Annotated in this window: 13 protein-coding genes; 4 read left to right on the forward strand and 9 right to left on the reverse strand. The window is 61.3% G+C overall.

Translation table 11 applies throughout. The features are described 5' to 3' along the window. The first annotated feature begins 62 nt into the window (after positions 1-62). Both JWU58_RS04300 and JWU58_RS04305 read left to right on the forward strand, forming a co-directional pair. A complete protein-coding gene (locus tag JWU58_RS04300; RefSeq protein ID WP_024014441.1) occupies positions 63-386 on the forward strand; it encodes a hypothetical protein in 324 nt (107 codons plus the stop codon). A 104-nt stretch (positions 387-490) separates the two neighbouring features. Further along, positions 491-1,252, forward strand: coding sequence for a YdcF family protein (locus JWU58_RS04305; protein ID WP_206421516.1), 762 nt, complete (start codon positions 491-493; stop codon positions 1,250-1,252). 116 nt (positions 1,253-1,368) lie between these two features. Here the strand turns inward: JWU58_RS04305 and lnt are convergent, their stop codons facing one another. The 5 genes from lnt to miaB form a co-directional block, all read right to left on the reverse strand. Then, complete coding sequence (gene lnt, locus JWU58_RS04310) at positions 1,369-2,892, reverse strand: apolipoprotein N-acyltransferase (protein ID WP_206421517.1); 1,524 nt, start codon at positions 2,890-2,892, stop codon at positions 1,369-1,371. Positions 2,893-2,906: 14 nt separating this feature from the next. Continuing rightward, positions 2,907-3,746: an HlyC/CorC family transporter gene (locus JWU58_RS04315; protein WP_024014438.1), complete on the reverse strand. Its 840-nt coding sequence runs from the start codon at positions 3,744-3,746 to the stop codon at positions 2,907-2,909. Between the two features lie 5 nt (positions 3,747-3,751). Then, on the reverse strand, positions 3,752-4,246 hold the full coding sequence (ybeY, locus tag JWU58_RS04320; RefSeq protein WP_016773042.1) for an rRNA maturation RNase YbeY: 495 nt from the start codon (positions 4,244-4,246) through the stop codon (positions 3,752-3,754). Beyond that, positions 4,239-5,231, reverse strand: a complete 993-nt coding sequence (locus tag JWU58_RS04325) for a PhoH family protein (RefSeq protein WP_016773043.1) — start codon at positions 5,229-5,231, stop codon at positions 4,239-4,241. Before JWU58_RS04325 ends, ybeY begins: the two co-directional genes overlap by 8 nt. A gap of 214 nt (positions 5,232-5,445) precedes the next feature. Further along, positions 5,446-6,774 (reverse strand): tRNA (N6-isopentenyl adenosine(37)-C2)-methylthiotransferase MiaB, encoded by a 1,329-nt coding sequence (gene miaB, locus JWU58_RS04330; protein ID WP_206421518.1) that lies wholly within the window; start codon positions 6,772-6,774, stop codon positions 5,446-5,448. Positions 6,775-6,906: 132 nt separating this feature from the next. Between miaB and JWU58_RS04335 the strand changes: the two genes are divergently transcribed. After that, positions 6,907-7,236: a DUF1820 family protein gene (locus JWU58_RS04335; protein ID WP_016773045.1), complete on the forward strand. Its 330-nt coding sequence runs from the start codon at positions 6,907-6,909 to the stop codon at positions 7,234-7,236. Positions 7,237-7,426: 190 nt separating this feature from the next. Here the strand turns inward: JWU58_RS04335 and JWU58_RS04340 are convergent, their stop codons facing one another. The 4 genes from JWU58_RS04340 to JWU58_RS04355 all read right to left on the reverse strand — a co-directional run bounded on the left by JWU58_RS04340 (position 7,427) and on the right by JWU58_RS04355 (position 10,944). Beyond that, on the reverse strand, positions 7,427-7,981 hold the full coding sequence (locus JWU58_RS04340) for a tetratricopeptide repeat protein (protein ID WP_016773046.1): 555 nt from the start codon (positions 7,979-7,981) through the stop codon (positions 7,427-7,429). A gap of 224 nt (positions 7,982-8,205) precedes the next feature. Beyond that, positions 8,206-9,489: a glutamate-1-semialdehyde 2,1-aminomutase gene (gene hemL, locus JWU58_RS04345; protein WP_016773047.1), complete on the reverse strand. Its 1,284-nt coding sequence runs from the start codon at positions 9,487-9,489 to the stop codon at positions 8,206-8,208. A gap of 15 nt (positions 9,490-9,504) precedes the next feature. Beyond that, positions 9,505-10,128 (reverse strand): thiamine phosphate synthase, encoded by a 624-nt coding sequence (thiE, locus tag JWU58_RS04350; RefSeq protein ID WP_024014437.1) that lies wholly within the window; start codon positions 10,126-10,128, stop codon positions 9,505-9,507. A gap of 18 nt (positions 10,129-10,146) precedes the next feature. Next, on the reverse strand, positions 10,147-10,944 hold the full coding sequence (locus JWU58_RS04355; RefSeq protein WP_007909650.1) for a hydroxymethylpyrimidine/phosphomethylpyrimidine kinase: 798 nt from the start codon (positions 10,942-10,944) through the stop codon (positions 10,147-10,149). 475 nt (positions 10,945-11,419) lie between these two features. Between JWU58_RS04355 and JWU58_RS04360 the strand changes: the two genes are divergently transcribed. Continuing rightward, positions 11,420-13,771 (forward strand): hybrid sensor histidine kinase/response regulator, encoded by a 2,352-nt coding sequence (locus tag JWU58_RS04360; RefSeq protein ID WP_123443281.1) that lies wholly within the window; start codon positions 11,420-11,422, stop codon positions 13,769-13,771. Positions 13,772-13,816: the final 45 nt, after the last annotated feature.

Genomic DNA, 13,816 nt, shown 5'->3' on the forward strand with positions numbered 1-13,816 from the left:
GGTTCGTGCAGCGAAGCTAAGCTCTAATTGGGGAGTGAGTCTTATCTTCAATGAGGTGAGGGATGGTGGAGCAACGGAAAAAGAACGTAACGAAACCCGAGTTGTATGAAAGGTTGATCGATCGTCTGGGCATGGCGCTGGACGCCGTGAAAACCGCTGACCGGCTGCGCGACGAGCGCCCCCTGGAACTGGAATTGCGTGGCTTGAGTCCCGCCGAGTTCAAACTGGTCAAGGCCTATCTGGATCGCAGTGAACGTGAAACGCAGGGATGCCTGTCTCAAGCAGTGAAGCAGCTCGATGCAGCACATTCGGCCAAGGTCATCTGGCTCAAGGACAAGGCGCCGCGCAGAGACACCGGCAAGGTGCGTTCTGTGCAGGCCAAGTAAGCGCATGGCAGGTCATGAAACGGATCTTTTGCAACCGGATCCGGCCTACTGGTTGTAACGCGTAATCAACACTCTTAGGCTTCGGGCATCTTTGGAGATGCCCGATGCCCTTTCGCTATTTCATCAAACAACTTTTACTGCCGCCCGGCATTCTTTTGCTGCTGTTGCTGGCCGCCTGGTGGCTGCGCCGCTCGCGGCCGCGTCTGGCGGGTGTGTGTTTTGCCCTCGGCTTTGGCGGCCTGTGGCTGATGAGCCTGCCGGTGGTCGTGCAGTGGAGCGCCAAGGCGCTGGAACGAGAGCCGCCGCTGGCGCGGCAGGAATGGGCGACGCTGGCGCAACGCGCCGATGCGATTGTGGTGCTGGGCTCGGGGCGTGAGCGCGGTGATCTGGCCTGGGGCGAAGACCAGCCGACCGGCGTCGGCCTTGAGCGTCAGCGTTACGCCGCACGCATGGCCAAGGCCTCGGGCCTGCCGATTCTGACCAGCGGCGGCCTGCATTACGGCACGCCCCCGACCGAGGCGAAGTTGATGGCGGATTCGTTGCGTGATGACTTCGACGTGAGCGTGCGCTGGCAGGAAGGCGAGAGCCGCACCACATGGGAGAACGCGAAGATGACGGCAGATATTCTCTTGCCGCAGGGGATCAAGCGGGTTGTCGTGGTGACGCAGGCGTGGCACATGCCGCGTGCGGTGTGGAGCTTTGAGCAGGCGGGTTTTGAGGTGGTGCCGGCACCGGTGGGTTTCCTCGGTACGGATAACGCCCGGCCATTTGGCGGCTGGCTGCCGGAGTTCAAGTCGATCTGGCAGAGCGGGCAATTGCTCAATGAGGCGGTGGGACAGGTAGGGTATTCGTTGTTTTACCGCTGAAGATCATTGTGCCGAGGGGATTTATCCCCGATGGCGCGCGTAGCGGCCCCTCTCTTACCTTCAGAAGAGGAGACTGCTGCGCACTCCAGCGGGGATAAATCCCCTCGCCACATTTCTCAGAGGGTCTTCGACATGCGGCTGGCCATCAGCGCCCAGCCAAACAGCAGCAGGCACAACACGATCAGCGGCCACGAACGCCATTGCAGATATGGCGTCAGGTCGTGCATCGGCACCACTTCGCCATACAACACGCCTTGTTCGAACTGCGGAATCTGTTCGGTGATCTGCCCGAACGGATTGATCAGGCCGGTAACGCCGTTGTTGGTCGCGCGGATCATCCAGCGTCCGGCTTCCAGCGCGCGCATCTGCGCCATCTGCAAATGCTGCAGCGGGCCGATGGACGTGCCGAACCAGGTGTCGTTGCTGATCGTCAGCAACAGATCACTGCGTGCCGACAGGCCAGCGGCGAATTCCGGATAGACCACTTCGTAGCAGATAAACGGTGCGATCTGGTAACCCTTGGCCTGCAAGAGCGCTTGATCCGACGGGCCGCGAGCGAAGTCCGACATCGGCAGGTCGAAGAACGCGATCAAGCCGCGCAACAGGTCCTGCAACGGCACGTACTCGCCGAACGGCACCAGTTTCTGCTTCAGGTAAGTACCGTCGCCTTCGCCGACCACGGTGATGCCGTTGAAGAAGCGCCGTTCGTGATGCACGGTCTGGCGGATCGGCACACCGGTGATCAACGCTGATTTACGCTCGGCGGCGAAGTTGCCCATCATCGTCAGGTAGCCCTCGGCGGACTCCTTCAACACCGGCACGGCGGTTTCCGGCCAGATCAGCAGATCGACCGGTTTGGAGCGGAAACTCAGATCACGGTACAGCGCCAGTTGCGCGTTGAGCTCGGCCGGGTCCCATTTCATGCTCTGCGCGACGTTGCCCTGAATTGCGGCCACGGTCAGCGGTGCGCCGGACGGGCTGGTCCACGCGTGGCCTTTGAGGGCGATGCCTGCTACCCAAGGCCCCGCCAGAAGTACCACACCAGCCGCGATGAAACCCTTGCGTCGCGCCTGCAACAAGCGCGACGCGTTGTAGATCAGCGCTGCGGTAAGTGCCAGAACAAACGATACCAGCCACATGCCGCCCACCGGAGCGAGCCCGGCCAGCGGGCCGTCGAGCTGGCTGTAACCGGAATAAAGCCACGGGAAACCGGTAAGGAACCAGCCGCGAAACGCTTCCTGGCCGACCCACAGCGCAGCAAAGGCCAAGGCATCTGCCAGCGGTGCTTCGTTACGCCGCAACCAGCGCGCCCACAGCCACGCGGGCAGGGCGAAGAACCAGGCAATCGCCGCGGTGAACAGCAGCATCAGGAACCCGGCGAGCAACACCGAAGCACCACCGAAATGATGAATGCTGTAATAGATCCAACTGGTGCCGGCACCGAACAGGCCGAAGCCGAAGCACCAGCCACGGCCGAGCGCCTGACGCGGGCTCAGCTCACGCAAACCGGCGTAGAACAAACCGACCGCGAGCAAAGCCAGCGGCCAGATGTTGAAAGGTGCCAGAGCGAAGGTGGTAATTGCACCGGCCGCCACGGCCAGCAGGTTACCGGGCCAGCCGGGGCGGGTTGTCCAGCGCATTTCAGTCCTTAGAATCAACGAGCGATAGGGGTCAGTCGCAGCAAATGAATCCGACGGCTGTCGGCGTTCAGGATGCGGAAACGATAAGCGCCGATTTCAGTGGTTTCGTTGCGTTTTGGCAAGTGCCCGAACGCGCTCATCACTAGGCCGCCGACGGTGTCGAACTCGTCGTCGGAGAACTCGCTGTCGAAGAACTCGTTGAAGTTCTCGATCGGCGTCAGCGCCTTGATCAGGAAGTCACCGCTGGGCAGCGGCTTGATGTAGCTGTCTTCTTCGACGTCGTGCTCGTCCTCGATGTCGCCGACGATCTGCTCGAGCACGTCTTCGATGGTCACTAGGCCGGCCACGCCGCCGTATTCGTCGATGACGATGGCCATGTGGTTGTGGTTGGCACGGAATTCACGCAGCAACACGTTCAGACGCTTGGACTCCGGCACGAAGGTGGCCGGGCGCAGCAGGTCCTTGATGTTGAAGCTGTCGCCGTTCTCCTTGAGGATCAGCGGCAGCAGATCCTTGGCCAGCAGCACGCCCATCACGTCGTCATGGCTTTCGCCGATGACCGGATAGCGCGAGTGGGCCGAGTCGACCACGGCAGGGAGGAATTCGCGGGGTGTCTGGGTCGCCTTGATGCTGACCATCTGCGAGCGCGGCACCATGATGTCGCGCACTTGCAGGTCAGCCACCTGGATGGCGCCTTCGACGATGGCCAGCGCTTCGCTGTCCAGCAGTTTGTTCTGATGTGCATCACGCAGCAGCTCGAGGAGCTCCTGACGGTTCTTCGGCTCGTGGGCAAAAGCCTGGGTCAGTTTACCCAGCCATGACTTCTGCCCGTTGCTCGATCGATCTTCGCTCATAGCGATTACTCTGAATCCTTTGTTGTAACGATGGGGGAGTGTTCGGTTTCGTCATCCGCGTACGGATCGGGATAGCCCAGTTCAGCAAGCAACTCGCGTTCCAGTGCTTCCATTTCTTCGGCTTCGTCGTCATCTATATGGTCGTAACCGAGCAGATGCAAGCAGCCGTGAATGACCAGATGTGCCCAGTGGGCCTTTAGTTCCTTGCCCTGCTCGGCGGCTTCGCGTTCGACCACGGCCACGCAGATCACCAGATCGCCGAGCAGCGGAATATCGAGAAACTCGTCAGGCACTTCCGCCGGGAACGACAACACATTGGTCGCGTAGTCCTTGTGGCGCCAGGTGTGATTGAGCTCGCGGCCTTCTTCCTCGTCGACCAGACGAATGGTCATTTCCGAATCAGCGCTGCGCTGGCGCAGGGCCAGTTCGCACCACTGGCGGAACTCGGCTTCACTCGGCGCGCTGGCCTCGGTGGCGATTTGCAGATCCAGCTCAAGCATCGCGCGAGGCTTCCTTCGCGGCTTCGGCACGGGTCTCGAAGCGCTCGTAGGCCTCGACGATCCGCTGCACCAACGGGTGGCGCACGACGTCCTTGGGCTGGAAATGGGTGAAGCTGATGCCCGGCACGTCTTTGAGCACTTCGATCACATGGTGCAGGCCGGACTTGGTGCCGCGCGGCAGGTCGACCTGAGTGATGTCGCCGGTGATCACGGCGGTGGAGCCGAAGCCGATGCGCGTGAGGAACATCTTCATCTGCTCGACGGTGGTGTTCTGGCTCTCGTCGAGAATGATGAAGCTGTTGTTCAGCGTACGACCGCGCATGTAGGCCAGCGGCGCGACTTCGATTACCTGTTTCTCGATCAGCTTGGCGACGTATTCGAAACCGAGCATTTCGTACAGCGCGTCGTAGAGCGGGCGCAGGTACGGGTCGATCTTCTGCGACAGGTCGCCGGGCAGGAAGCCGAGTTTTTCCCCCGCTTCGACCGCCGGACGCACCAGCAGGATGCGGCGGATCTGCTCGCGCTCCAGCGCATCTACCGCGCAGGCCACGGCCAGATAGGTCTTGCCGGTACCGGCCGGGCCGATGCCGAAGTTGATGTCGTTACCGAGGATTTCCTTCACGTAGCGCTGCTGATTCAAGCCGCGCGGGCGAATCATGCCTTTCTTGGTGCGCAGGGCGACGGTCGCTTCGGCAGGGGCCGGGTTGTCGATATCTGCTGATTCCTGAATGAACAGGTGCACCAGGTCTGGCGACAGCTCGGTACCCTTGGTTTCCCGGTACAGGCGGCGCAGCAGGTTTTCCGCGGACGTGGTGAGTTTTGGATCGCCAATCAACTCGAACTGGTTTCCGCGATTGCGGATCTCGATGGCCAGGCGCTGTTCGATCAAGCGCAAATGCTCGTCGAATTGCCCGCACAGATTGGCGAAGCGGCGAGCCTCAAAAGGCTCGAGGAGAAAACGATGTGGTTCGATGGGTGCGTTCAAGGTCGTATTTAGCCGCCCTGGGGCAATTAGGATGAAATCAAGGATAACGCCAGTGGCGTGGGTGCGAAAGCTCTTAAATATCTCAGCCGATCAGCGCCGCTGCGCTTTACCTGTGGGAGCGAGCCTGCTCGCGAAGGCGGCGACACATTCAAAATTGATGTGTCTGACAGACCGCCTTCGCGAGCAGGCTCGCTCCCACAGGAGAAATGCGGCGTTATTGAATTAAAGAACCACGCAGTGAGTGCGGTTGCGCGGCGTCGATGTGCACATCGGCGAACTGACCGATCAGGGTGGGATTGTCGCAGCGGAAGTTGACGATACGGTTATTCTCGGTACGCCCTTGCAGCTCGCCCGGGTCTTTCTTCGAGTAATCGGTCACCAGAATGCGCTGGATCGAGCCGACCATTTGTCGGCTGATCTCGAAGCCCTGCTGATTCAGACGATGTTGCAGCGCGTTCAGGCGTTCTTTCTTCAATTCTTCCGGCGTGTCGTCGGCCAGATCGGCAGCGGGCGTGCCCGGGCGCTGGCTATAGACGAACGAGTAGGAGAAATCGAAGCCGACATCGGCAATCAGCTTCATGGTCTGTTCGAAGTCCTTTTCGGTTTCGCCGGGGAAACCGACGATGAAGTCCGAACTGATGCAGATCCCCGGTACGGCGGCGCGCAATTTGCGCAGCTTGGATTTGTACTCCAGCGCCGTGTGGTTACGCTTCATCGCCGCGAGAATCCGGTCGGAGCCCGACTGCACCGGCAAGTGCAGGTGCTTGACCAGTTCCGGCACTTCGGCGTGGGCCTGGATCAGGCTGTCGGAGAACTCCAGCGGATGCGACGTCGTGTAGCGGATGCGGTCGATGCCATCGACAGCGGCGACCACGCGGATCAGTTCGGCCAGGTCGGCCAGGCGACCGTCGTGGGTCTGGCCGCGATAGCCGTTGACGTTCTGCCCGAGCAAGGTCACTTCACGCACGCCGTTCTCAGCGAGGTGAATGATTTCCGCGATCACGTCGTCGAACGGTCGGCTTACCTCTTCGCCACGGGTGTACGGCACCACGCAGAACGTGCAGTACTTGCTGCAACCTTCCATCACTGACACATAAGCGCTCGGGCCGTCGATACGCGGCTCCGGCAGGTGGTCGAATTTTTCGATTTCCGGGAACGACACGTCGACCTGCGGCAGCTTGCTGCTGCGCGCGGCGTCGATCATCTCCGGCAGACGGTGCAGGGTCTGCGGGCCGAACACCACGTCAACGTAGGGAGCGCGATCGCGGATCGCCGCGCCTTCCTGACTGGCCACGCAACCGCCGACGGCGATGACCATGTCGGGGTTGGCCAGCTTCAGTTCGCGCCAGCGGCCGAGCTGCGAATACACGCGGTCTTGCGCGCGTTCGCGGATCGAGCAGGTGTTGAGCAGAATCACGTCGGCGTCTTCCGCGCGAGCGGTGACTTCCAGGGCCTGATGTTCGCCCAGCAGATCGACCATGCGCGAGCTGTCGTACTCGTTCATCTGGCAACCGTGGGTTTCGATGTAAAGCTTCTTGGCCATGGATTCGGGTCGTCACGTGATTCAAAGAACCGCGCATTATAGGGAACAAGCCGTCAGGTTCCTACCGCTGTGCGTCCGGTGGCTATGCTATAGTTCGCGCCCTCATTTTTACCCCGATGTTATCCGCCCGCCATGACCAAACGCGAAGCTCCAATCTACAAGGTGATTTTCCTCAACCAGGGCCAGGTGTTCGAAATGTACGCCAAGCAGATCTATCAAAGTGATCTGTGGGGTTTCCTGGAAGTTGAAGAATTCGTCTTTGGCGAGCGCACGCAAATGGTCGTCGATCCGAGCGAAGAAAAGCTCAAGGCGCAATTCGAAGGCGTGGTGCGCAGTTTTGTGCCGATGCATTCGATCGTGCGCATCGACGAAGTGGAACGTCTGGGCACGCCGAAAATCAGCGAGGCCCGGGGCGCGGTCGGCAATGTCATGCCGTTTCCGATGCCGATGCCTGAGAAGTAAGCACAGCTTTGGATTTGGAATGATGTTGTGGCGAGGGGATTTAGCGAAACGTCGCACCGCCCCGCTCGGCTGCGAAGCAGTCGCAATCCATCCAGCAATATGTGTCAGGCAGAACCGGGTTGCAGGGTTTGGGGCTGCTTCGCAGCCCAACGGGGATGAATCCCCTCGCCACAGGTCATCTCCACAGCCTTTAGGGCAGTGGGGAGAATGGCGTGCGCCCGTCGGCGTTCTGCAGTTCCATCAGGTATTTGCGGAAAATCTGCCCGAGCACCTGAGTGGCGGTTTCGAGATCTTCGCGGGACATTTTTTCCGAGACTTCGTCAGCCGTGTCCAATGCCTCTTCAGCACCGTTGACCGCTGCCATCTTCAGCACGATGTAGGCCTGGATATTGTTGGCCTGCACGCCTTCGCCGTGGAAGAACATGCTGCCGAGCTTGAATTGCGCCTGGGCGTGGCCTTGCAGCGAGGCCTTTTCGAAATAGCTCAGGGCTTGATTGAGGTCGCGCGGCGCGTTCTTGCCGTCGTAGTAGAACTCACCCAACTCGTATTGCGCTTGCGCGTCCCCTTCGTCCGCCGCTTTCTGGCAGGCGGCCAATGCCTGCGTGACGTCTTGCGGCTGAGTATTGAGGGTGCAACGACCCATCGCCGGGATCAACAACGAGTTGCCGCCTGCTTGTGCATGCGCGAGCAGGGGCTGAAGGAGCAACAGGCAGCCCAATGCAAGGGTGCGGCCGGTGCGGTTCATGGGAATCGACTTACCTCTGAAGGGCACGCGGACCCGTCGAGGGATCCAATAAGCGCGCATTATGAAATAAGCAGGGCCAACCTTACAAAGTCTTTACTCGTTTTTCTGCTGCGTGGGGAATATATCGCCCGATTCAGGCAGGATTTTCGCAGACGCGTCGGAAAAACCGAGCGGATGTAGGCGAAAGCTGACGCTGGCCATAGCCAACGTCAGCGGTACGGCGATTATTTCAATGCGGCGAAGGCACGCTCGGCGGCGTCCAGCGTCAGTTGCAACTCGGCTTCGCCATGGGCGATCGAGGTGAAACCGGCTTCGAAAGCGCTCGGCGCCAGGTACACGCCACCTTCGAGCATCAAGTGGAAGAAGCGACCGAACATTGCCGCGTCGCTGGCCATCACGTCGTCGAAGGTGACGATGTCGTCGGCGCCGCTGAAGTACAGACCGAACATGCCGCCGGCCTGAGTGGTCACGAACGGGATGCCCGCAGCATCGGCACGCTGCTGCAGACCGTCGAGCATGCGCGCGGTGTAGTCGGTCAGTTCGGCGTGGAAGCCCGGGCGGCTGATCAGACGCAGGGTCGTCAGGCCGGCAGCCATCGCCAGCGGATTACCCGACAACGTACCGGCCTGATACACCGGACCGAGCGGGGCGATGCGCTGCATGATCTCGCGTTTGCCACCGAAGCAGCCCACCGGCATACCGCCGCCGATGATCTTGCCGAACGTGGTCAGGTCCGGCGTCACGCCGTAGTGCGCCTGGGCACCGCCGAGGGCGACGCGGAAACCGGTCATCACTTCGTCGAAAATCAACACCACGCCGTGCTTGTCGCACAGCGAACGCAGGCCTTCGAGGAAGCCCGGCGCTGGCGGCACGCAGTTCATGTTGCCGGCGACCGGCTCGACGATGATGCACGCCACGTCCTCGCCCACTTCGGCGAGCATCGCTTCAACCGCGTCGATGTCGTTGAACGGCAGGGTCAGGGTGTGTTTGGCGAACGCTGCCGGCACGCCGGCCGAGCTCGGTACGCCCTGGGTCAGAGCGCCGGAACCGGCCTTGACCAGCAGGCTGTCGGAGTGGCCGTGGTAGCAGCCTTCGAATTTGATGATGCTGTCGCGACCGGTGTAACCACGGGCCAATCGGATCGCGCTCATGGTCGCTTCGGTGCCGGAGCTGACCATGCGCACCATGTCCATCGACGGCACCAGCGAGCAGACCAGATCGGCCATCTCGGTTTCCATCGACGTCGGCGCGCCGTAGGACAGGCCGTGTTGCAGCTGATTGCGCACCGCGTCGAGCACGTCCGGATGGCTGTGGCCGAGGATCATCGGCCCCCACGAACCCACGTAATCGACATAACGCTTGTCATCTTCGTCGGTGACGTAAGCGCCTTCGGCGTGTTTGAAGAACAGCGGGGTGCCGCCGACGCTCTTGAACGCGCGCACCGGCGAGTTGACGCCGCCGGGGATGTGTTTCTGAGCATTGGCAAACAGGGTTTCGGAACGAGACATGATCGGGCTCTCAAATCAGATTTTCAGAAGTTCGTTGAAGGCGCGGGCGCGGCGGGTCACTTCGGCGCTGCTCTCGGCGCCGAACAAACCGTGGATCACGGCGAGCAGATCGACACCGTGCTCGACCAGCGGCGCGGCGTTATCGAGGGTGATGCCGCCAATCGCGCAGACCGGCAAGTGCAGCGTGCGTTTGGCTTCGTCGAGCAAGTCGAGGCTGCAACTCGGCGCACCGGGTTTGGTGGTGGAATTGAAGAAGCGGCCGAAGGCGACATAACTCGCACCTTCTTTGGCGGCTTGTTCGGCCAGAGCTATTTGCCCATGGCAGGTCGAACCGATGATGGCTTTCGAACCGAGCAGGGCGCGGGTCGGCGACAGCGGGCCGTCGGTCTGGCCCAAGTGCACGCCGACGTTGAGGCGTGCGGCCAGTTCGGCGTCATCGTTGATGATCAGTTGCGTCTTGTAGCGCTCGCACAGGTTGCGCAACGCCTCGGCCTCGCGCAGACGGCGGGCCTCGTCGCTGCTCTTGTCGCGGTATTGCAGCAGGGTGACGCCGCCGTCGAGCGCCGCCTCCACGTAAGACAGAAACTTGCCGGCCAGCAACTGGCTGTCGGTAATGGCATACAGGCCACGTAGTTTCATCGGGCAGACCTCACGACGTTACGAGCAGAAATCCAGCGGCAGGCGACGCGGCACGAACTGGCCTTTGCCCAGTTGTTCGGCATCGCGCAAAGTGCGCCAGGTGTAATCCAGCGCACTGCGCACGGCACTGGCCAGGTGTTCGCCCTGAGCGAGTCGCCCGGCCAAAGCGCTGGCCAGCGTGCAACCGGAGCCGTGATAGCTGCCCGGCAGGCGCTGGCAGATAAAGGTTTCGCGCAGGCCGTCGCGGCTGTACACGCGGTTGTGGATTTCAGTTTCGTCGCCATGGCCGCCGGTGATCAGCAGGTTTTTGACGAATGGCAGGAGTTTTTCCGCGCACTCGTCGGCCGTGCCTTCGGGCAGTTCGGCGAGGATGCGCGCTTCAGGAAGATTGGGCGTGGCGATAATCGACAGCGGCAGCAGACGCTCGCGCATCGCGTAGCCGACCTCGTCCTTGCCCAGGCGTCCGCCGCCGCCGGCACGCAGCACCGGGTCGCAGACCACCGGCAGATGCGGGTGCGCCGAGAGCAGTTCGACCACGGTGTCGACCATCTCCAGCGAACCGAGCATGCCCAGTTTCACTGCGGCGACTTCGGAATCGTTGAGCACGGCGTTGGCCTGGGCCAGTACCCACTCACGGTCGAGGACGCGGAAGTCAGTGACATTGACGGTGTCTTGCACGGTCAGGGCGGTGACGGCCGGAGCCGCATGGCAACCCTGCGCGAGCAGGGCTTCGATATCTGCCTGCAAGCCGGCGCCACCACTGGGGTCGTGGCCGGAGAGACAGAGGACAACGGGGCGGGAGCTGTAGATATTCATGGTGCGCGAGCTTACCACCAAAGCTGATTTTGGGGTTCAGTACTCACGGTGTTTGCGAGCAGATTGTCGGACAACCCCGCAGTCTTTATTTGGAGCACATTTGTGGCGAGGGGATTTATCCCCGTTGGGCTGCGAAGCGGCCCCAAACCCTGCAATCCGGTTCTTTCTGACACACCTCGCTGGATGGACTTGCGACTGCTTCGCAGCCGAACGGGGATAAATCCCCTCGCCACAATTGGTCATCTATCAAGGAGGCTGTCGTCGCGAGTTGACCAACCCAACAGCTCTATCTCGGTGCTTTGCCCTGGAACGCCCGTTCTAGAGCCGTTGTAGGAAAAATTTCCATGGTGCTCAATGGCCATCAACGGCTATGCTAGGCTGGATCCAAACAATCACAGGTAATACCGGTTTTACGTCTACTCAAAGGGAATGGGGGGCTTCCTGACACAACCGGACGAGCCACGCTGGGGCTTCAATGCGCTATTTGCTGATGTTGCTGTTCTGCTTGCCCCTCATGGCGAGCGCCGTCGAATTCGACGAATTCACCCAGAGCCTGCCACTGGGCCGATCGCTGCAAGTGTTCGAAGACCCGAGCGGTCAGGCGACGATTGCCGACGTCCGCGCGCAAGACGCCGCCGGCCAGTTCAAAGCCCACGACAAAGCCACGCTCAATGCCGGTTACTCGCGTTCGGCGTTCTGGCTGAAGATCGACCTGCATTACCGCCCGAGCAACCCGGCCGCCCAGCGCACCTGGCTGCTGGAGCTGGCGTATCCGCCGCTTGATCACCTCGATCTTTACTTGCCTGGCGCCAATGGCGAATACCGACTGGTGCGCCAGACCGGCGATGCCTTGCCCTTCGCCAGTCGCGAGATCCGCCAGAACAACTACCTGTTCGACCTGCCCTTCAAACCGGATCAACAGCAGACGCTGTACCTGCGACTGGCCAGCGAAGGCTCGATCCAGGCGCCGGTGACGTTGTGGTCGAGCACCGCGTACCTCGAAGATCAACCGGTGCGCCTGTATGTGCTCGGCATCATTTATGGCGTACTGCTGGGGATGCTGGTCTACAACCTGTTCATCTACCTGAGCGTGCGCGACACCAGTTACCTCTATTACATCTTCTATATCGGCTCGTTCGGCCTCTATCAATTGTCGGTGAATGGCGCGGCGGTCGAGTATTTCTGGCCGGACAACCCATGGTGGGCCAACGCCGCGACGCCGTTCTTCATCGGTTGCGCCGGGCTGTTCGGCAGCCAGTTCGCCCGCAGTTTCCTGCAGACCAAGACCCACAGCCCCTGGCTGGATCGCTTGCTGATCGGCCTGATTGCCTTCAGTGCACTGGTGATCGGTCTGTCGCTGATGACCAGTTACGCCCTGGCCCTGCGCCTGGCGACCACACTGGCGCTGACCTTCACCGTGGTGATCTTTGCCGCCGGGATCCTTGCCTGGTGGCGCGGCCTGCGCGTGGCGCGTTACTTCATCATCGCCTGGTCGGCATTCCTGCTCGGCGGCATCGTCAATACGCTGATGGTGCTGGGCCTGCTGCCCAACGTGTTTTTGACCATGTACGCCAGCCAGATCGGCTCGGCGATCGAGGTTGCGCTGCTGTCGCTGGCGCTGGCCGATCGCATCAACGCCATGCGCGAACAACAGGCGCAGACCTTGTTCGACGCCGGGCAGAAACTCGAAGTGCTCAACCAGCAACTGGCCCACAGCAACAAGCTCAAGGATGAATTCCTCGCCACGCTGACCCACGAACTGCGCACGCCGATGAACGGCGTGATCGGTTCGCTGGAGCTGATGCAGACCGTCGACCTCGATCCCGAGCTGGAGCAATATCAACAGACCGCCGCCGGTTCTGCTCGCGACATGATGCGCATGGTCAATGGCATCCTCACGCTCACTGAATTGCAGGCCGGCAAGCTCAAGGCGACGCCGGGCAGTTTCAGCCTGCGCGCAGTGGTCGAGGCGTTGCGCGTGCAGTTCGAAGGCAATGCAGCGAGCAAGTCGCTGGACTTCAAGGTCGAGGTGCTGCCGACCCTGCCGGATCGCTTGCTCGGCGACAGCGCGAAACTGGCGCAGTGCCTGGAATGCCTGCTGGACAATGCGATCAAGTTCACCCGCGTCGGCGGGTTGGCGCTGCGCGTCACCGGGCGGCCGTCGGCGGATGAGCGCATGGCGCTGTCGTTTGCGGTGATCGACACCGGTATCGGTTTCACTGATCTGGGCGAGGCGACCCTGTATCAGCGTTTCTTCCAGCTCGACGGTTCGATGACTCGCGAATACGGCGGCCTGGGGGTGGGTCTGGCGATCTGCCGGCAACTGGTCGAGTTGCTCGGCGGCAAACTCACCCATCGCTCCGAGCCCGGACGCGGCAGCCGCTTCCAGCTTGATGTCGAATTCGAACTGCCGGTGGTCGAAGCGCCTGCGGATCAGCCGCCCCGCGATTGCATTCGTGCGCCGCAGGACTGCACGGTGCTGCTGGTGGATGACAACAGCGTCAACCAACTGGTGATGCGTGGCATGTTGCTCAAGCTCGGTTTCCGCGTGCGCAGCGCTGATAACGGCGCCGCGGCGCTGGACTGCCTGCAACGGGAAAGCTTCGATGCGGTGCTGATCGATTGCCAGTTGCCCAGCCACGAAGGCGCATCGCTGTGCTGCCAGATCCATGCATTGCCAGGCTGCGCGCATTTGCCAGTGTTCATGCTGGCGCTGGGTGCGGATCGCGAACAATGCGCCCCGGGCGCGCCTATCGACTATCTGCACAAACCGGTGAAATTCGAGGATCTGCAGGCTGCCTTGCAGCGCCGCGTGCTCAGTTGCTGATGGGGTAAAAGCGCCGCAAAAACGGCGTCTATGACACTTTGTTCA

This window comes from Pseudomonas atacamensis (assembly GCF_017167965.1).
Taxonomy (GTDB): domain Bacteria; phylum Pseudomonadota; class Gammaproteobacteria; order Pseudomonadales; family Pseudomonadaceae; genus Aquipseudomonas; species Aquipseudomonas atacamensis.